Genomic DNA, 17,870 nt, shown 5'->3' with positions numbered 1-17,870 from the left:
GTTAGTTAGCGAGCAGTGATTCAACTGCCACGGTGCCGATGTCGCGAGCCGCTGGCGGGGTTACCGCGTTGCCGGCCTGTTTGACCTGTTCGCGTTTGTTGCCGGTCATGATGTAGTCCTTGGGGAACGCCATGCCAGCGCTGATCTCGTGCGGTTCCAGCATTCGGAACTCGCACTCGTTGATGTCCTCAACGGTCCATTCGGTGAGCCCGTGGTGGTTCCCGCCAGCGGTCAGCGTGCCCAGCGGGTCCGACGTTGGCCGGGAGCTGTTGGACAGCTGGTTTTCCGCGGTGCCTCGCATGGTCGTGATCATTGCGAAGCGGTCCACAGTCGGGATCGTCGGGATTGCCTTGGACAATGGGTGCGTCACGCCGTTGCCGTAATACTCCATGAGCATGTGATGCCCAGGCGTAGTCAACAGGCCGGTTTCATTGCGGGTCGTCTGCGTGCGCATGGCCTCGTGGACCAGCTGCGCGTACTTCCCGTCCCGTCCCTCAACTGGGATCAGCAGAGACTCGTGCAGCCCGCCGGCGACGAGCGTTCGGAGGGTCCCATCCACGGTGTCAGTGCGGGTCGAGTCGGAGCCGCTGAGATTGTTCACGATGAGCGGGGTCAACAGGCCACGGGTATATGCGGTGGTCTGAGTCGCGAACGGCTCAGAATCCACATCCGCGAGGATCTGCGAACCGCGCACCGCGTCAATCGCGATCCGTGCACTGCCGTACTTCTCCAGCCCAGCCTTGATGCGGGCCATGGTCTTATCAGCGAGGGCCTTTTTGCGGTCGCCAATCCTCTGCCCACGAATGGTCCAGTCGATAGCGTGGGCCGCTGGCAGCCAGGCCGGCTCGATGATCTGATTACGGCACGTGGTGTGAGGACAGCGATAGACGTATTGGGCGCGGTACCGGCCCCAACGCTTCCCGTTTTTGAACGACTGCACCGCGCGCACAACCTTGTCGCACGTCGGGCAGTACGCCTCCGGGCGGAGCTTGTCGAAGTCCGGCTTCGGGTTTCCCTTGATCCAGAAAACGACATACATGCGGTCCCTCGACTGAGGGGCCGGGAGCCCGCCCAGCTGGGCGTGCATGCTGTTCAGATACACGATGTGGTGCTCATACCCCAATAGCTCCATGGCATGCAGCCAGGCCTCAAACATCACCCAGCGCGCGGCGTCCACCACGTTCTCAGTCATGATGATCTTGTACTTGTGCTGCTCGGCGTACCGGGGAACGTCCCACATGGTCGCCCGTGACTTCTCCGCGGCCTCATCCGCGATGCTGTCCCCGAACAAGTCCGGCTGATTCGTCGCACGGCGCTTGCCCTTGGCCACCGAGTGGTTCGTGCACTCCGGCGAAGCCCATAGAACATCACTCCCGGCGATGTAGCGCGGATCGGTGTTCTTGATGTCCGCGAGAACATGGTCAGTGTCTGGATGATTCGTGTTGTGCGTCTCGATAGCGCGCGCCCAGTGGTTCATTGCGGTTTTCACCGTCACGCCTGGGATCTCCAGCAGACCGGTCGACGATCCACCGGCACCACAGAACATGTCAGTTATCGTTGTCATTCTTTTCCCTCAGTTCTCGTTTTATTGCGGCGATCTCTCGCCGGCGGGCGTTGAAAGCGTCTCGACACGGGTCGCAAATAGCGGTCCCCTCTCTTGCATGCCGGGACCTACCCGCAGGGGTCCCGCACTTTGCCGGACCCCGCGGTTTGGCACCTGTCACCGTCCGCTTGTATGCCGTGTTAGCTGCCGTGCACTCCTCGCAAGGCGGTTCGCCCTTTTTGATGTGCCGCCCGTAGGCTGCAGGGGTGCCACAAGGTTGGAGCGGTCTACTGAGTGGGGCCGATTCGACGGTGCGGTCTGCGTACCATTCCCGCTTAGCTTTCCGGCACGGTCCGCACGACTGTTCCTTGTTGCGCATGTGCTCGTTGAATCCCTCGACAGTCCCACATGGCACTACTACCGGGGCGGGCCCGCCATTGGCTGCGATACGTGCATCACGCGCCTCTTTCCACATGAGGTACCCGTGATCCGGGTTGATAGCGGACGTCATTGCTGGTCCAACTCGGTGGCCCGTTCAGCGTCACGATTTTTCACGATGAGTTTCGCGACGGTGATGTAGGTTTTGTGCTGCTCCGCGAGCTTCCGCTGGTCGAAGTCGATGCCCAGCGCGACGCCGAGGCAGCATGACGCGATCTTGACTTCTGCCCATTCGTACCGGGTGATCACGTTGACTACGGGTAGGGGACAAGAACCGGCGAGGAGATCCAGGTACTCGCTCGTGTAGGCCTTGCGGTAAAGGGCCGTCGCCTTGTCTAGCACTTTCTGTGTGATGACTATCTGCAGCTTGTCCTCATTCATCTGGATCACCTCCTAGGTCTAATGTCAGTTGCCCGTCGATGGGCTGTACTGGTCTTGCTTTCGGCATCCGGTGGAGCGGGCAGCGTCCACAGATCTTTGATTTCTGGCCTTTGGCGGATGCTGAGCCGGGAGCAGGTCCCCGCTGGCACCTCACGTTGTTACAGATGAGCTCCACGCCGTCCCATTGCGCCCAGGCTCCGCAGAACGGGCACCGAGGGTGCTGCTCGTTGAAACGACGGTTACTCATGACGCGATACCTTTCATGAACGTCAGCCAATGCGTTTTCATGGCCTTGCCTGACATATGCCCTATGAGCGGTTTCTGATCAGTGAGAGCGAGGATTTCCCGCACCTTGATCTGGGTTTCGTTCCATTTGAAGATCAGCACTCCCTCCGGCTTGAGCACTCGGAAGCACTCCGTGAAGCCGGCAGTCAGATCTTCGCGCCAGGTTTCAACGTTCAGCCGCCCGTACTTGGCCGCTTGCCAAGACTTGGGACCGGCTTTCACGAGATGCGGCGGGTCAAAGACGACGACTCTGAATGATTCATCCGGGAACGGCAGCTCACGGAAATCCATGTACACGTCCGGGGTGATGCTCAGCGCGCGCCCGTCGCAAAGGACGTGCTCCTCGCTGCGAATGTCTCCGAACAGGACTCGTGAGTCGGCGGGGTCGAAGTAGAACATGCGACTGCCGGAAGCCGGGTCCAGGACAGGTTTGCTCACGTCGACACCTTGTCAAAAGCTTCCAAGCACTTGGCGGACTTAGCGCCGTCGATAGGCCAGCCCAGCTTCCGGGCGCCCATCGCGGCCAGCTGCACAGCGTCGGCAATATCGTTGTTCGTGATGTCCACGGACAGGAATTGCTTTACCGTCGCCGCGAGGACCGTATCCTTGCCAGCGTTGCCCATGCCGGTCGCGTACTTGGCGCGAGTCTGAGGCTGGACGACGAACACGGTGTGCTGCCTCGAGAATCGGTTGTACACCATCCACCACAGCCCGGAGCGGTCATGCTGGTGTCCCACGGTGGAGCCGTAGGACGGGCCCTCCATGACGACGGCTTTCAAGTTCCCCTCCCAGTTGCGGTCAGTCCAAGCGGCGATGTCCGTCAAGATCTTGTCCATGCGTTCGCTACGCTCAGCCCAGGACGCATCCTTGGAGCCCTTGGACGTGACCGTCCCAACTTTCATAGGGGACCCGTCGAGATAAGCCATGGACAGGCCAGTAGACGTGAGCGACAGGTCCAAGCCAAGAACGCATTCGTTTACCATTCCGGTTCCTCCTCCTCTCGTGGTTGGGACCGCTCGATAGCGGTTGGTTCCCGTGGGATGTATTTGCTAAGGCCTCTGGCCTCTTTGAATTTCCGTAAGCGGCGCTCGTAGTTCAGGTGCTCCGCTTCGATGTTTTCGATTCGGCGTTTCTGCTCTTGTCTGCCGGCTTCGATGTCGGCAGCGAGGCGTTCGCGCCACCCAGGCCTTGCTTGTTTGTCGTTCAAAATTTCACCGGCCCCTTTGTTAAGAAACGCAACGATTCGGTAGTTGGATGTCTGGTGTAGGTAGTAGGTAGTTAAGTAGTTAGTAGTGGGGCATCCCTTTATCGATCCCTTTCTGGGAGGGTTCGGTTTAGGGGTTAGAAAGGGTTCCGTAAAGGGTTTCCGTATCCCTTTATCGATCCCTTTACGGAAGTGTTTCGGGAGGGGGTGGCGGAGGGGTTCCTCCCTGCTCAGATTTCAAAACCATCGCCCCACGGGTCGATAGCCCGGTTCCCCAGCAGCTCCAGCACCACAGGTTTCCTACCGTTCTTATCCGGCTTGAAAGCTCCGAGATCCGGGTGATCCATCTGCAACCGTTGAAGCTCCCAAACGAACACGCCTCGAAGCTTCGGGGAAGCTATCCGTGGATACAGCCGATGGACGGCGACACCCATATTCGGTTGCTTGAGCAGACCGTCCTCCCGAACAAAACGGGTCAACAGTGCCTCCTCGGTTTCGTCATCCACGACAAGCCACCGCTTTTCTCGTAACTCCAGCTCTGCCATGTCCAGGACATCCTCCGTGAGCGACGCGGCCCGTTTCAGCAGGTGCTTCCGCCTCCACTCACACACGCCGTTCAGCTCCAGCGAGGGGCCACTTAGAACTGCGAAATACAGCCACTGAGCCATGGGGGAGAGCAGCGTGAACGAGTCGTCAGCCCAGATAGACCGCCGCAGTAGCACATACTCCCCAGCCATTACTCCTCCGTTTCTGGTGCGTAATACGGTTCCCGCATGTAGTCGTCGTCCAGCAGGTACCAGCAGTTGTCCATCACGTCGTAGTAGGGGACTAGCTTGGGGTCCTCGGTGGTGGGGATCTTCCAGCCTTTGGCCAGGGCATCCCGCGCAGTCTCCGAGTTGCCCTCCATGTCCACATTCCCGGCCCAGCAGAATGCCAGCAGGTTCGACGGCGCATTCCGCATTGGTGCACGAGAGCCGCCCATCTGCCGGTTCATCCGGTGCTGGACTGATGTCGCGCGGTGCCCACAGTGCGGGCACCTGTACCCGTCGCGTTCGTAGATCTTGGCGTAGTCACTCACGATGTCGACTCCAAGAATCCAAGGGCCTCAGACACGGTCAGCTCTTTCGAGTGATCGATCTGCCGTCCTGCATAGTTGGACAGGATCGTGCTGGCCTGGGTCTTGTTTTTGACACCCATGGTCTGGAGCTTCGCGTTGATCTGCTTTTGCTGATCAGTTGATGCTGTTGGTTCCGGCTCTGGTGCGGGAGGCACCGGGGCCGGTTCTGGGAGAGCGTCCTGTGTCGGCTCAGCCGGTGCAGCCGGAACGGGCGCCCCATCAGTCCACGGGTCACTGGTGGGCTCGTCTACAGGCGGTTCGGGCTGTTGCTCCACTACTGGCTCGTTAGGGGCCACAGCGGGTTCCTGCGCCTCCTCCACGGGTTCATCCTGAGCAGGTGACTCCGGGGCTTCCTGCGCCTCATCCACAACCTCAGCCGGAGCCTCGGCCTGTACAGGCGCGGCAGGGCCTTGTGAAGTGGTGCGGATGCGCGGTTGCACAGTAACCTCGGCAGCCTCATCGCTCACCGGCGCCGGGTCGCCAATGCTCGGCATCTCCTCGTCCGTGTAGATACCAGACAGATCCAGCGGGAAAGCTTTGCGGTAGGCCAGGGCCTCGGCGCACTTCGCGAGTTGCGATGCTGGCATTTTCTTCCACATCGAATTCGGGACTTGCTGTTGGCTGTCCTTGTCGTAGTACGTCTGCACGTACTCATGCCACAAAGCGACAGAGCTGAAATGCTCGTTCCCGCGCCACACCGTGACCTTGGCAGCCAACGGCGGTTGAGGGGACAGCCAAACGTCTTGCCAGACCCCATCCATGCCACACCACTGCGTGTCATCCACAGACAGCGCCACCTTGGCTTTGTCGGCGCCGCGGCGTGCGATCAGACGGTACCCATCGATACCGGTCTGGATCGTGTACTTAACCTTGTTGACCTTTTCCCGGCGCTCCGGGTCCCACTCTTTAGAGTTGCGGGCGATCATGTAGATCTGTTTCGCGAACGGGTCTAGCCCGGTGCGCTTGGACTGGTGGAAGAACACGGCCAGGTTCGCGCGGTCAGCGTTCACCACGCCCAGCTGAGCCAGCGTGGCCACCTGAGCATTGTTGAACTCGTGCTGATCAGTTCCGATTGCCAGCGCAGTTGCTTGGGACTGCACAGCGATTGCGCTCATGATGCTCTCCTAATCAGGTCGTCTCGGCGCTTACGCGACTTATGGAGGGTGAGAATGGCTTCAAATTCATGGACAGCCGCGGACAGGTCGCCAAGCCAGTAGAGCTTCGCGGGGCCATTCGTGAGGTGCAGAACGCCGATCTTGTCCACCGGCAGCATGGGACGGTCCACTAGGTCCTCGTCCACATAGAACTCCGCGGCTGAATACGCGCCAGCTTGCAGAGAGGTTTCGCCGTACACACCTTTCGAAGTCTTGATGTCCACAAGCCATGTCTCGCCGGCATGCTCGCCAGCATGGAACTTGACGATGAGGTCAAAAGTTCCCGCGTACCAAAGGGTGCGATTTCCACAGGGACGCTCAGAGAGGATGACTTCCACGTCGTTCTCATCCAGCCATTCCCTGTACCGGTTCACCGGCTCGGCAATTGGCTTGGCTACCTTGACGGATTTCCCGGCACCAACCTGGTCGGCGGCAGCGTGGATCTTGGTTCCACGGATGCCAGCCATGTCACGCTCACGGTTGGAGAGCTCCACGATTCTGGTATCAAAGATGTTCCCAATCGCGCGGCGCGCCTCGTCTGAATATGCGGTTCCCATGCGCTGGAGGTAGTCCTCGTGAAGCGACAGCACCTCGGCAACGTCCTCACGGAAAACGCGGGCCACAGATTTCAGCTTGTAATCGTCCAGCTGAGGCTTGGCCAGGGTCTTGCCGATGATCGTCGTAACACCGTTGACGTTCACATACTCAGGGCCATTGGTGGCAGTGTTCATGCGGTACGTGTGGTTGTCCTCCCGGAAGATCAGGCCGGGGCGTGCTTTCGGAGGGGTCGGCTTAGCGCCAATCTTGATTACCATGTCCCTGCCCTTTCGATGTGTTTCCAGCAGTAGTCAGATCCGGGTTCCACGTCCTCCTCGCAATACTCAGGAGGATGAGGGTCGACGTGCCACGACGCGGGCACCATTTCATGGGAGCAAGTGGCTACCATTCGGGGTCACCGGCCACCATGCCGTCCTCGATCACAATTCCGATCTCACCGGACTCGTCCACAACCTCGACGAGGATCATGAAGTCCATCGCGTCAGCGATGTCCCGAATGATCTGCAAGTTCTCGGTGTCCAGCAGTGAGCCCTCGCGGATGTATGCGAGGCGTAGGCCAGGATTCAGGGACACGGCCATGGCGGTGGACACCTTAGTCAGGCCGGCGCCGGATGCCTGGGAGAGCGGCTGGCCTTGGTAGGTCACGCCTGTCTCATCGATACCCAGACCCTCGATAGGCATTTCAGCCTTGGCCAGCGCGTCAGCTTTGGCCTTGTCCAGATCCTCGATTTTCTTGTCCAGCGCTTTGGCCTCGGCGGCCTTGGCCTTGAACTGAGCGCCAAGGCTTTCTTTCTGCCGGATCAGCTCACCGGCTTTGTTCGCCTCGGTGGAGCCGGTGATCTGCTCCTGGATGTCGTCAGGGTCGCGGTGGGCGTCGCGAGCGGACAGGGCTTCGAGAGACTTTTCACGAGCAGCAGCAAGTCGATCCTGCAGATCTGCTAGCTGGGCTTCCAACGAGGACACGGTGCGGACAGCCTCGGCAGCGTCGGTGTGCGCTTTCTGGGATGCAGTCAGCTCCTGCATGAGCGCACCTACGTCCACCTGCGCCGGTACCTCGGCTGGTGCCTCGATAGCCTTGTACTGAGCCTCCAGCGACTTCACTTCGCGATTCACGAACGTGCGCTCTTTATAAGCAACTTCTCGTTCAGCCTCGTTGGCGTTCAGATCGATGCCCAGTTCCACGCAGTCCAGCAGCACGGCGCGCTGTTCGGTGTCTTTCATGCGGGAGAATTCGAGCGGGTCAAAGCTGAGCTTTCCGATGAGTCCGTCCAGCAGCTTCTGGGGGGAGGAGTATTTCTCCACGCCGTCACGGCTCGTCACGGTCAGAGTGGATGCCTTGCGATCCACGGCAGCGGTGCGGGTAATGATGAAGTCGTCCAGGACAACTTCTACGGTCGCTTTGGTTTCGCCGTTGTGGATGGGGTTGGGCATTTTCTTGGCGGCGGCACCGCCACCGAGTGCCCAAAGAATCGCATCCAATACGGATGACTTGCCCTGCTCGTTGCGTCCCGAGATGATGACGGTGTTCTCTGTGAACTCGATGTCCACCGTTCGTAGTCGCTTGAAGTTCTCGACTTTCAGCCCCACAAGGCGCTGTTGATTTGGGGTAACCATGGATAGTTTCCTTAGAAGATGAGTTAACTAATTGCTTTGTTGTCCTGCGCTTCGCACCACTCGTTGAATTTCTTCACGGGGTAGCGGACCTGGCCGGCGATGTGTGTGTAGGGCGGCCCGTATGGTTCGTCTCGGTACCGCCAGTTATTGACGGTGCGTGGCTTGACCTTGAGCCGGCCAGCGACTTCCTCTGCAGTGAGGTATCGGATAGCCCCGATGTTCGTCTCTTGCTCTTCCAATGCGTCCCTCGCTCTTGGTTGCGATTTCATTTAGTGGAATACCGAACCTCATGGTCAGGAGGACCACCATGCGAGGTGACACCCCTAGCGCGTGAGTCTTGACTCGGTACAGGGTGCTTCGGTCACACCCCAGCAATTTGGCAAGCTCTGCATCACTGGGGATGCCATGCTTTGCTTTGATCTCGTCGAGAAGCCCAGGTAGTAGGAGATACACCAGCGCCAATCCTCTCTAGCTATTTTTTGAGGCGTTGTGACTCATTTTCTGGTCACGAATCCACCATGGCACAGCTTGACCAACTTATGCAACACTTTTTCTAAGAATCGAGTCACATAGTGCACTTGGGAGTATTTAGAGAGTAAAAATTGGTATCTAGATGGTTGTTGAAATTGACTCACTTTTGAGGCACTATGAAAATATGGAAAAGCAAACGTTTAGAGATCACCTCGATGCCCTCACGGGAGAGAAGAGTCTTAGGCAGGTCGCGTCAGAGATTGGGATGCCTCCTGCTACGCTCACCCGCCAGATGCAAGACGGAATCAAATTTGAGACAGTCGCGAGCATCTGCAGGGCTTACGGGGCGCCATTCATGCCAGCACTGCAAGCTGCAGGGCTGTTCACAGATGCTGAGGTCGATTCGATGACCACAGGCAAGGATCTAAGCCAGGTGCCAGACGCAGACCTCGTCGCGGAGATGACGCGGCGCATGTCCCGCCCAGGCGCGCCTAAGGTCTACGACGCTCCAATAGACAACGTCGTGCAATTTGGCGGCAACGGTAGCTAGCGCGCGGCCACTGTGACATGTGGGGAAGCTTGTCACCAGGCGACAAAGCGAGCAGTGCCTTAGCTACAACTGAACTCTGAAAGGTAGTCCTATGCGAGGGCGGCCTCCACTGAGTATCGGCTCAAGCGGCAAGGTGACAGTCACCGAGTCCGAGGCCGGTACGTTCCAAGCGTTCTGCCGCTACCGGGACATGGACGGGAAAACCCGCCGTGTGACAGCGACAGGGCGCACCAAGCGCGCGGCCAATGACGCGCTCACCGCCAAACTCAGCATTCGGAGCCGCGGCAACAATGACGCGCTCACGCCTGAGAGCCGTGTAAAAGAGCTTGCGTCTACCTGGCTGGCACAGCACGAGGCATCACCAGGCGCGCTAGAGCAGTACGCCGGGACAATCGACAGGCACATCACACCCAAAATCGGTTCCCTGCGCATCCGGGAGCTCACCACGAGCAGGGCAGACAAGTTCCTTGAGCTCGTGGGCACCAAGCACGCCGGCACGCACACCAAGGCCGACGGCACACCCGTTCTTATCGGGGGACCGACTGCAGCGCTCACGGCGCGCGTCGTATTGACCCAGATGTTCAGCATGGCAGTCCGCTATGGCCTGTGCGAGGTGAATCCTGTTCGTGAAGCGCGCACGCCAAAGTCTGGCCGGAAGCCGGTAAAGGCGATCAACGCCGAAATGCTCCAAGCCCTGCTGGACCACGTCCGCGAATGGGCAGAGGGCGGCACCTACGGGCCCGCGCGCGATCAGGATGTCCTGGACATGATCGAAGTGTTGGTGGGCACCGGCATCCGCCCCGGCGAAGTCCTGGCACTGCGGTGGTCCGACGGAGTGGACCTGTCGGAAGATCCGAGCATCGAAGTCACTGGCACCGCTAAGCGCACCAAAGAACGAGGGCTGCACCGGCAGGAGCATCCAAAGACTGATTCCAGTGAGCGGCAGTTGCGCTTACCCGGTTTCGTGGTGTCCGTGTTGCGTCGGCGCCGACTGCGGGCCGGTGGCAATGACTACGTGTTCCCGAACCGCGACGGGGAGCTGCGAGAGCCGGCGAACTTCAATCGTGTGTGGCGCTCAGCCCGCGGTGAAGAATGGGCCTGGGTGACGCCTAAGAGTTTCCGTGCAGCGGTGGCCACCATTATCGACAGGGAAGCGGACAGCGAGAGCGCGGCGTCTCAGCTGGGGCATCGTAGCGACTTGGTGACCCGTAAGCACTACATCGAGCATGACAAAATGGCGACTGACAATCGAGTCATTCTGGAGCGTTTTCGGGACGTTAGGTAGACGTTTTATAGACGTAAATTCCGGGCATGAGTCAGTATGACTATGTATTGGGATGTAGTGATATGTAGATCATTACGGGATGTTTTCCCACATCGAGCCACGTTTTGCCCCTACTTCACGGGGGATAGGCAAGACTTGACTATTAAACGAAGGGTTACTGGTTCAAGTCCAGTTGGAGGAGCTTTCAAAAGGCCCCGGTTCTCATTGCGAGAATCGGGGCCTTTGCCTTTGAGTATTCCTGCCGGATGTTTGAAGCCTCACGCCCGCCTAGGGCGCTAAAGGGATCCACTGTTGGGGCCTATGCCTGCGCGGGGTGGTTCCACAGTCTTCGAGATTCCAAATACCAGAAATAGGTGAAGAGGCCGATCTCGTACCACTCGATGATAAATAGCGCCTGCGCTACGCCCATGAGGGTAAGCACGAGCCATCCGACGATGCCCAAAGCCATGAGTACCAGCAAGACGGCGTACTGGGTTGAACGCCCACCGCTGGTATCGGTGTCGCAGAGGTCTTCGCGCCCCAGATGGCTGGCGATGGCTACTCCCATGCTGATAATCAATAGAAACGCGGCAGCATAGTGAACACCGGCAAAGTCTGTGCCTTCGATGCTGCGCCACAACAGCAAGCCGATAAACGCGATCAGCAGCACGGTACTGACGAGGGTCAAAGTTTTACTGAGCGTGCTGAAGTGCAACGAGCGCGGCGACCACTTGCTAGTTTTCCATTCAAGCCAGACAAATACCGCGGAAACCACGAGGACGGCAAACACCGATATTTGCACGGAGCGGATCAGCTGTAGTTGACCGTGTGGGGTCAGCGTGGAGAGCGTCTCGCCCAGCCGGGTTGGAACCAAGGCTACAAATATCGCGTAGAAACCGGCAAGGTTCAGGGCATAGTCCTCCAGGGGCGCGCCTTTGTAAACTACGAGCATTACTCCGGTGGCGACAAGCATTGCGACGAATAGGTCCCGGCTAGGTCCCAAGTAGTAGGAACTGATCGAGTCTTCAACTTTTCCGTTTAAAAGCCCATAAATCACGATGGCAACAACCAGTAAAAGCGGTAGGACCAGCAGAGCTAGCCTGACGTAGCGTAGCGTGTCGCGGCCATGATCGATTTCGTCGTTGGTGCCCATACTTGAATTCTGCAACAGCAACTACGTGCTGGCTAGGAATTGTTTTCATCTCAGCGTGTCGCTGGGTTAAGCGTTTGTGCACCGTGAATCCCCGCATCGCTTAGCCGTGTGGCAGCCGGGATAGCGAATCCAGAACTTCCTGGATCTCTGGATCCTTCGAGGAGAATGTACGTATGCGCATCGAATTGTTGGTTATCGAGAATTGCCCCAACTCCGCCCTTGCGGCCGAGCGACTGGGCGCTGCCCTAGAAGCACTCGGGGTCAGGAACACGACGATACTGCAACACGTTTTGAAAACGAGCGCCGAGACGCGTGGCACTGGTTTTGCCGGTTCCCCAACGATCATTGCAGGAGGCATTGATCTTTTTCCGGCGGCGACTACGCGCGAACTCGCTTGCCGCATCTATCCGACGCCGGATGGGCTGCAAGGTGCGCCAACTGTTGACCAGCTGACCGCGGCATTGTCGGCCCGAGGCTACGGGCAGCGGCAGGCAAACCGCTAGGGCGTCTGGTCCGCGGCCCTGTACCCGGCTGGGTCCGAAAGCAACCGGGCGAATGCCAATTCGGCGGCGCCAATGAGCAATAGATCCGAACCCAGCACAGCCTTTCTGATTCTGACCTCGCGGCCTAGCCCTGCAATGGGGCCGCTGGAGACCGCATCGGTCAACCGTTCGGCGCGCATTGCGTAGATGGTTCCCAAGAAACCGCCAAGGACGATCATTTCTGGGTTGAATATATTAACGAAATTGGTAAGCGCCACGGACAGCAGATCAATCTGCCGGTCGATTTCTTGGTGAAGCTGCGCGGACTCATTGCCGGCAATTGCCTGCTCAAGAGAGTCTAGGTCGGCGCTGTCGAACTGGAGGATATCCAAGAGACTTTCAACCCGCACCTCGGCATCGAGGCAACCTCGGCGCCCGCAATGGCAGAGGACCCCGCCGGTTCTGACCAAGGTATGCCCCAGTTCTCCGGCAAAGCCCGAGGCTCCACGAAGCGGGGCACCGCCGGTGAGGATGCCGCCGCCAATGCCACTGGCGCTTCCATTGAGATAGAGCACATTGGCGTAACCTTGCGCGGCACCGTGAATGCTTTCGGCAACGGAGCCTAGGGTTGCGTCGTTTCCTACGAGTAGCGGAAGTCCGAGCGCGGGTTCCAGCAATGACGACAAGGATTCATTCGCCCATTGCAGGTGCGGTGCGAGGAGGATCTTTCCGTCGCTGTCTTGCACCAGAGCGGGCACCGCTACGCCCACGGCGACGATGCGATCCAGCACATCGATATCCGCGCGCATGCCGTCAAGAATTGCCTTGCTGATGTTGGCGGTTTCAACAGGAGTCGGTTTCGCGGCGGCTTCATAGCGAATTCTGCGATGGACCTTGCCGCCGAGCCCGACAAGCCCAACATGCACGGCATCGATGTCCGGGTTGATGGCGACCGCGACGACTTTGTCGTTGGGATGAACGAGCGGGCTGGGCCGGCCAGCCCTGCCAGCTGCTTGTGGCTCGCTTTCGAAGACCAGCCCCAGCTCGCAAAGTTCGGCGACTAGTGCGCCGACCGTGGAACGGTTAAAACCGGTGCGCTCGGTAAGTTGGGCACGCGATAGCCTGCCTTCGCGGTGCAACAAAGTGAGAATGACAGACAGATTATTGCGCCGCATGGTTTCAGGGCTCTGCACCGCCTTGGACGCACGGGGTGAGGCCGTCATCTAGTGTCCTTCAATTCTTCATTCTTAGGCTGAGCTGGCTAGCTGATGGATGAGCAACGGCGGCCAGCGACCGAGTGCCATAAATTCAATCGGCTGGGCAGGGGTAACGAGCCACGAGCACCAGTGGCGTCCGTCTTGTCAGTCGTTGGAACATCTTCAAACTTTCGCCATTTTATCAACTACGTTGCCGCTCCCAATGACCGTTCTTGCGCTTGCAAGCCACGCGACGTGACGACGGGATGCCATGCGGCACGGGCCCGGCAGAAGATTGCCGCGTTTCAAGGAAATGGACAATCAAAATTCCCATAAGTTGTAAACGTAAACTTATAGGAGTTAGGGCGCTACATCAAGTCTATACCCCTTGTTTTACTTGGTGGATAAACGCTGCCAATTTCGTTTATTCGCGAATGAGGGGGAAGTTTTCCTTGACTCTGAGGATCGTTCTGCAATAAGTTGTTGCTAACTACAAATCATTCAGGAGTACGCATGACTTTGCAACCAACGCCAGCAGACCGTTTCACCTTTGGCCTATGGACGGTGGGATGGACCGGGAACGATCCGTTCGGCACGCCAACCCGCCAGGCACTCAACCCGGTCGAAGCGGTCAATCGGCTCAGCGAGCTGGGTGCTTACGGTATTACCTTCCACGACAACGACCTGATCCCGTTTGATGCAACGGCAGCAGAACGCGAGAGTATCCTCAAGGATTTCCGTGGAGCCTTGGAAACGACCGGTTTGAAGGTCCCAATGGTTACCACCAACCTGTTCAGCCATCCGGTCTTCAAGGACGGCGGCTTCACTTCCAACGATCGCTCCATTCGCCGCTATGCCTTGCGCAAGGTGTTGGCAAACATTGACCTCGCTGCCGAGATGGGTGCCGAAACTTTTGTCATGTGGGGTGGCCGCGAAGGCAGCGAATACGACGGATCCAAGGATCTGTCTTCTTCACTTGACCGCATGAAGGAAGGCGTTGATACCGTTGCCGCCTACATCAAGGAAAAGAACTACGGGCTGCGCCTTGCGCTGGAACCTAAGCCAAACGAGCCACGCGGTGACATCTTCCTGCCCACGGTAGGCCACGCGCTGGCTTTCATTGCCGAGCTTGAGCACGGCGATATCGTAGGCGTTAACCCGGAAACCGGCCATGAACAGATGGCAGGATTGAACTTCACGCACGGCATCGCGCAGGCGCTTTGGGCAGAAAAGCTGTTCCACATCGACCTCAACGGACAGCGCGGAATAAAGTACGACCAGGACCTCGTCTTCGGCCACGGCGATCTTACCAGCGCCTTCTTCACTGTCGACCTGCTTGAAAATGGATTCCCGAACGGCGGGCCAACCTACAACGGTCCACGCCACTTCGACTACAAGCCATCGCGAACCGACGGCTATGACGGTGTATGGGACTCTGCCAAGGCGAATATGTCCATGTACTTGTTGCTCAAGGAACGCGCTACCGCTTTCCGCGCCAACCCAGAGGTGCAGGAAGCGCTGAAGACCGCAGGCGTCTTCGAGCTGGGCGAAAGCACTCTGGCCGCCGGCGAAACCACCGCGGATCTGCTGGCGGATACGTCGGCATTCGAAGGCTTTGATGCAGACGCTGCCGCCGAGCGTTCCTTCGGGTTCATCCGCTTGAACCAGCTGGCCTTGGAACACCTGATGGGCGCACGCTAAGCCTGAGGTTTTTACAAGAAAAGTTTGACCGCGTCCCCGGTTCTGTTGCCAGATCCGGGGGCGCGGCGCTGTTATTCATCCCAAGCCCGAAAGTTATCTAAATGCAGCTGGTTGCCGGAGTGGATAGCTCCACCCAATCTTGTAAGGTCGTCATTCGTGACGCCGGTTCCGGAGCCCTTATCCGACAGGGCTCCGCGCGCCATCCATCGGGCACCGAGATCGACCCAGAGCACTGGTGGACGGCACTACAGCAAGCCATCGAAGAGGCCGGCGGTTTGGAGGATGTCTCGGCTATTTCGGTGGCAGGCCAGCAACATGGCATGGTTTGCCTCGACGCCGACGGCGCGGTAGTTCGTCCGGCCTTGCTGTGGAATGACACTCGCTCCGCGGGCGCAGCTCGGCAGCTCGTCGAAGAATTCGGCGCCGAGTATTGGGCGCGAAGCATTGGAACCATCCCGGTGGCCTCACTCACCGCGACCAAGCTGTTGTGGCTGGCTACCGCGGAACCAGAGAACGCCGCGCGCACTGCCGCGGTATGCCTACCTCACGATTGGCTCAGCTGGCGCCTGGCAGGATTTGGCCCAGGCAGCGGTGCCGAAGGCCTAGCCGCGTTGCGCACCGACCGTTCGGATGCCTCGGGAACCGGGTACTGGTCACCGAGCACCGGCGAGTATCTTCCAGAGGTGCTCGAACGCACCCTAGGGCATGTGCCGGTCCTGCCAAAGGTCCTGGCGCCATTGGAAGTCGGACAGTTGACCTCATCTGGAATGCTGATCGGCCCCGGCTGCGGCGATAACGCCGGAGCGGGATTAGGCGTGAACGCCACGCTGGGCACCGTGGTGATCTCGGTTGGCACCTCCGGGACGGTATTCACCGTGTCCGACCAGCCTACCGGGGATCGTTCGGGGCTGGTGGCCGGATTCGCCGATGCCACCGGCAGCTACCTGCCACTGGCTTGCACCTTGAATGCCTCCCGCGTGCTGGATGCGACGGCGGCGCTGCTGAAAGTCGATCTTCCGCAACTGTCCCAGCTGGCATTGACTGCGCCTGCCGGTGCCGAAGGTTTGAGCCTGATCCCTTACTTTGAGGGGGAACGAACCCCTAATCTGCCCGACGCTACAGGCTCGCTGCACGGGCTGACCTTGGAGAACTTCACCGCCCAGAATCTGGCTCGAGCCGCCTTCGAGGGGATTATCTGTTCGCTGGCGGACGGGCTGAAGGCACTGACGGACTTGGGGGTGCTGGCCGAGCGTATTGTGCTGGTCGGTGGGGCGGCGCGTTCGGTTGCACTGCAGGAAATTTCGGCCAGTGTGCTGGGCCTGCCGGTAAGCGTTCCGGAACCCGGGGAGTACGTTGCCGATGGGGCAGCGCGCCAGGCGGCGGGAGTGTTAAGCGGAGTATTGCCGCTCTGGCCAACCAATGAGGCCCTGCTGGCGACAAGCGAACCGGACAGCCGGGTCCTCCGCCAGTACCGGCAGGCTGCTTCCGGTTACTGAGAGCCCAGAGGACTGCCCTTCGGCTACATGGTCAACTTGAAGTCGAGGGGCAGTCCTTTGCCGGAAGCGCGAGCTAAGCCGAGGCAGGGGCGGAACTTCTCGGGAGCTGAAAATTTACTGTGAGGCTAAAGTGTCGGAGCGTCCTCGTAGTGTCGTTGATGGATCAAGCAAGATTCAATCCGGATCACGACCATGGGGTATGAGCCGGTTTCACTTAGGCGCTGGCTAAGCGCCGTCATCACTTGAGGAAATATTCATGTCTGCTGGAACTCCACTGGAGCCTGCACCGCACTCGCAGCTCCCACCCGCAAAGTCCACTGCCGGCAAGGGGCTGGGAATTGCCGCACTGGTCATTGCCATCGTTGCCCTGACCCTGTGCTGGGTCCCGATCGTGAACAACTTCGCCGCGGTTCTAGGTTTTGTCGCCCTGATCCTCGGTATCATCTCGCTCGCCATCGCCGCGAAGCGGCGCGGCAGCAAGGGGCTGGGGATCGCCTCTAGCGTGATCGCCATCGTTGCCATCGTGCTGGTCTTCGTCACCCAGTCCGCCTACGTCAAGGCCTTGGACGGTGTCTCGGCTGCCATCGATGACGCCGCGGACGGAGAGGTCGCGGCTCCGGAGAAGGTCATCGAGCAGGCAGCAGATGAGTCTCAGGTGCTCAAGCTGGGTGAGGCGGCCACTATCGGTGAATTTTCGGTCAACGTCAGTTCCGTGAACCTCGAAGCCGACGAGGCCATGGCCAAGGCCAACTCATTCAATGAAAAGGCCGAGGGGCAATATGTCCTCGTAGATCTTTCCGTGGTGTACAACGGCGAGGAAGAAGGCGACGCCTGGCTTGACCTGTCTCCAGAGCTGGTTGGCTCCGATTCGCGCATCTACAGCACCTCCAGCTCCATGGCCATGGCTCCGAAACCAGCCATGGACGTGCCTACGCTGACCAAGGGCGGCAAGGGAACCTACCAGGTCGTCTTCGATGTACCGGCCGATGCGCTCGATGACGCGAAGATCCGCGTCACCGAAACCCTGTCCTTCGACGACGAAGCGGGACTCTGGGAGACCAAGTAGTCGAACCGCAATAACGAGCTCCAACGCGAATGCACGGGCTGCGCCGCAAGAAAAGACCATGCGGCGCAGCCCGTGCCTTGTGCGCCGCAAGCCGGTAGGCGCCCCCACGCCGGAGCCATCGAACTCACCGTCGCGCAGACCGTGATCGGGAGCCCGTAAGGTACTTTCTCACCTTCTCATATTCTTCTCATCGACGA

The 17,870-nt window shown here is 59.2% G+C and carries 18 protein-coding genes; 6 read left to right on the top strand and 12 right to left on the bottom strand.

What is annotated here, in order from left to right; translation table 11 throughout:
* Position 1: 1 nt before the first annotated feature.
* The 10 genes from CQ015_RS19255 to CQ015_RS19570 form a co-directional block, all read right to left on the bottom strand.
* Positions 2-1,564, bottom strand: coding sequence for a DNA cytosine methyltransferase (locus tag CQ015_RS19255; RefSeq protein WP_105649346.1), 1,563 nt, complete (start codon positions 1,562-1,564; stop codon positions 2-4).
* A gap of 486 nt (positions 1,565-2,050) precedes the next feature.
* Positions 2,051-2,362, bottom strand: a complete 312-nt coding sequence (locus CQ015_RS03505) for a hypothetical protein (protein WP_105649345.1) — start codon at positions 2,360-2,362, stop codon at positions 2,051-2,053.
* A gap of 243 nt (positions 2,363-2,605) precedes the next feature.
* Positions 2,606-3,085 (bottom strand): class I SAM-dependent methyltransferase, encoded by a 480-nt coding sequence (locus CQ015_RS03500; RefSeq protein ID WP_105649344.1) that lies wholly within the window; start codon positions 3,083-3,085, stop codon positions 2,606-2,608.
* Positions 3,082-3,630, bottom strand: coding sequence for a hypothetical protein (locus tag CQ015_RS03495; RefSeq protein WP_105649343.1), 549 nt, complete (start codon positions 3,628-3,630; stop codon positions 3,082-3,084). The genes CQ015_RS03500 and CQ015_RS03495 overlap by 4 nt, the downstream gene beginning before the upstream one ends.
* 451 nt (positions 3,631-4,081) lie before the next feature.
* Complete coding sequence (locus tag CQ015_RS18685; RefSeq protein WP_146114010.1) at positions 4,082-4,396, bottom strand: hypothetical protein; 315 nt, start codon at positions 4,394-4,396, stop codon at positions 4,082-4,084.
* Positions 4,397-4,587: 191 nt separating this feature from the next.
* Positions 4,588-4,929 carry a hypothetical protein gene (locus CQ015_RS03480; protein WP_105649340.1) on the bottom strand — a complete coding sequence of 114 codons (342 nt, stop codon included), beginning with the start codon at positions 4,927-4,929 and terminating at the stop codon, positions 4,588-4,590.
* A complete protein-coding gene (gene bet / locus CQ015_RS03475; RefSeq protein WP_105649339.1) occupies positions 4,926-6,083 on the bottom strand; it encodes a phage recombination protein Bet in 1,158 nt (385 codons plus the stop codon). The genes CQ015_RS03480 and bet overlap by 4 nt, the downstream gene beginning before the upstream one ends.
* Positions 6,080-6,937: a hypothetical protein gene (locus CQ015_RS03470; protein WP_105649338.1), complete on the bottom strand. Its 858-nt coding sequence runs from the start codon at positions 6,935-6,937 to the stop codon at positions 6,080-6,082. Before CQ015_RS03470 ends, bet begins: the two co-directional genes overlap by 4 nt.
* 124 nt (positions 6,938-7,061) lie before the next feature.
* Positions 7,062-8,294 carry an AAA family ATPase gene (locus CQ015_RS03465; RefSeq protein WP_105649337.1) on the bottom strand — a complete coding sequence of 411 codons (1,233 nt, stop codon included), beginning with the start codon at positions 8,292-8,294 and terminating at the stop codon, positions 7,062-7,064.
* Between the two features lie 23 nt (positions 8,295-8,317).
* Complete coding sequence (locus tag CQ015_RS19570; protein ID WP_374955675.1) at positions 8,318-8,563, bottom strand: helix-turn-helix transcriptional regulator; 246 nt, start codon at positions 8,561-8,563, stop codon at positions 8,318-8,320.
* 557 nt (positions 8,564-9,120) lie between these two features.
* Here CQ015_RS19570 and CQ015_RS18680 point away from each other — a divergent pair.
* Both CQ015_RS18680 and xerC read left to right on the top strand, forming a co-directional pair.
* Positions 9,121-9,315: a hypothetical protein gene (locus CQ015_RS18680; protein WP_146114009.1), complete on the top strand. Its 195-nt coding sequence runs from the start codon at positions 9,121-9,123 to the stop codon at positions 9,313-9,315.
* A 133-nt stretch (positions 9,316-9,448) separates the two neighbouring features.
* Positions 9,449-10,600, top strand: coding sequence for a tyrosine recombinase XerC (gene xerC / locus CQ015_RS03450; RefSeq protein ID WP_181150338.1), 1,152 nt, complete (start codon positions 9,449-9,451; stop codon positions 10,598-10,600).
* A 298-nt stretch (positions 10,601-10,898) separates the two neighbouring features.
* Here the strand turns inward: xerC and CQ015_RS03445 are convergent, their stop codons facing one another.
* Positions 10,899-11,732, bottom strand: coding sequence for a hypothetical protein (locus tag CQ015_RS03445; protein WP_096287451.1), 834 nt, complete (start codon positions 11,730-11,732; stop codon positions 10,899-10,901).
* Positions 11,733-11,905: 173 nt separating this feature from the next.
* Between CQ015_RS03445 and CQ015_RS03440 the strand changes: the two genes are divergently transcribed.
* Positions 11,906-12,235, top strand: coding sequence for a thioredoxin family protein (locus CQ015_RS03440; protein ID WP_096287449.1), 330 nt, complete (start codon positions 11,906-11,908; stop codon positions 12,233-12,235).
* Here the strand turns inward: CQ015_RS03440 and CQ015_RS03435 are convergent.
* The gene (locus tag CQ015_RS03435; protein WP_096287447.1) at positions 12,232-13,437 is read right to left on the bottom strand and encodes an ROK family transcriptional regulator; all 1,206 of its coding nucleotides are present in this window, start codon (positions 13,435-13,437) and stop codon (positions 12,232-12,234) included. The genes CQ015_RS03440 and CQ015_RS03435 overlap by 4 nt on opposite strands.
* A gap of 486 nt (positions 13,438-13,923) precedes the next feature.
* Here CQ015_RS03435 and xylA point away from each other — a divergent pair, with 486 nt between their 5' ends.
* The 3 genes from xylA to CQ015_RS03420 all read left to right on the top strand — a co-directional run bounded on the left by xylA (position 13,924) and on the right by CQ015_RS03420 (position 17,673).
* Complete coding sequence (xylA, locus tag CQ015_RS03430; protein ID WP_096287445.1) at positions 13,924-15,111, top strand: xylose isomerase; 1,188 nt, start codon at positions 13,924-13,926, stop codon at positions 15,109-15,111.
* Between the two features lie 101 nt (positions 15,112-15,212).
* Positions 15,213-16,607, top strand: coding sequence for a xylulokinase (locus CQ015_RS03425; RefSeq protein ID WP_096287443.1), 1,395 nt, complete (start codon positions 15,213-15,215; stop codon positions 16,605-16,607).
* A gap of 256 nt (positions 16,608-16,863) precedes the next feature.
* Positions 16,864-17,673: a DUF4190 domain-containing protein gene (locus CQ015_RS03420; protein WP_105649333.1), complete on the top strand. Its 810-nt coding sequence runs from the start codon at positions 16,864-16,866 to the stop codon at positions 17,671-17,673.
* Positions 17,674-17,870: the final 197 nt, after the last annotated feature.

Source organism: Arthrobacter sp. MYb221 (assembly GCF_002979835.1).
Classification (GTDB): Bacteria; Actinomycetota; Actinomycetes; order Actinomycetales; family Micrococcaceae; genus Glutamicibacter.
This window is presented reverse-complemented; position numbering and strand designations above follow the sequence as displayed.

Bases quoted from the DNA above. Each gene is read 5' to 3' on its own strand.
- CQ015_RS19255 (WP_105649346.1), bottom strand. From the start codon at position 1,564: ATGACAACGATAACTGACATGTTCTGTGGTGCCGGTGGATCGTCGACC.
- CQ015_RS03505 (WP_105649345.1), bottom strand. From the start codon at position 2,362: ATGAATGAGGACAAGCTGCAGATAGTCATCACACAGAAAGTGCTAGAC.
- CQ015_RS03495 (WP_105649343.1), bottom strand. From the start codon at position 3,630: ATGGTAAACGAATGCGTTCTTGGCTTGGACCTGTCGCTCACGTCTACT.
- CQ015_RS18685 (WP_146114010.1), bottom strand. From the start codon at position 4,396: ATGGCAGAGCTGGAGTTACGAGAAAAGCGGTGGCTTGTCGTGGATGAC.
- bet (WP_105649339.1), bottom strand. From the start codon at position 6,083: ATGAGCGCAATCGCTGTGCAGTCCCAAGCAACTGCGCTGGCAATCGGA.
- CQ015_RS03470 (WP_105649338.1), bottom strand. From the start codon at position 6,937: ATGGTAATCAAGATTGGCGCTAAGCCGACCCCTCCGAAAGCACGCCCC.
- CQ015_RS03465 (WP_105649337.1), bottom strand. From the start codon at position 8,294: ATGGTTACCCCAAATCAACAGCGCCTTGTGGGGCTGAAAGTCGAGAAC.
- CQ015_RS19570 (WP_374955675.1), bottom strand. From the start codon at position 8,563: ATGAAATCGCAACCAAGAGCGAGGGACGCATTGGAAGAGCAAGAGACG.
- CQ015_RS18680 (WP_146114009.1), top strand. From the start codon at position 9,121: ATGCCAGCACTGCAAGCTGCAGGGCTGTTCACAGATGCTGAGGTCGAT.
- CQ015_RS03445 (WP_096287451.1), bottom strand. From the start codon at position 11,732: ATGGGCACCAACGACGAAATCGATCATGGCCGCGACACGCTACGCTAC.
- CQ015_RS03440 (WP_096287449.1), top strand. From the start codon at position 11,906: ATGCGCATCGAATTGTTGGTTATCGAGAATTGCCCCAACTCCGCCCTT.
- CQ015_RS03435 (WP_096287447.1), bottom strand. From the start codon at position 13,437: ATGACGGCCTCACCCCGTGCGTCCAAGGCGGTGCAGAGCCCTGAAACC.
- xylA (WP_096287445.1), top strand. From the start codon at position 13,924: ATGACTTTGCAACCAACGCCAGCAGACCGTTTCACCTTTGGCCTATGG.
- CQ015_RS03425 (WP_096287443.1), top strand. From the start codon at position 15,213: ATGCAGCTGGTTGCCGGAGTGGATAGCTCCACCCAATCTTGTAAGGTC.
- CQ015_RS03420 (WP_105649333.1), top strand. From the start codon at position 16,864: ATGTCTGCTGGAACTCCACTGGAGCCTGCACCGCACTCGCAGCTCCCA.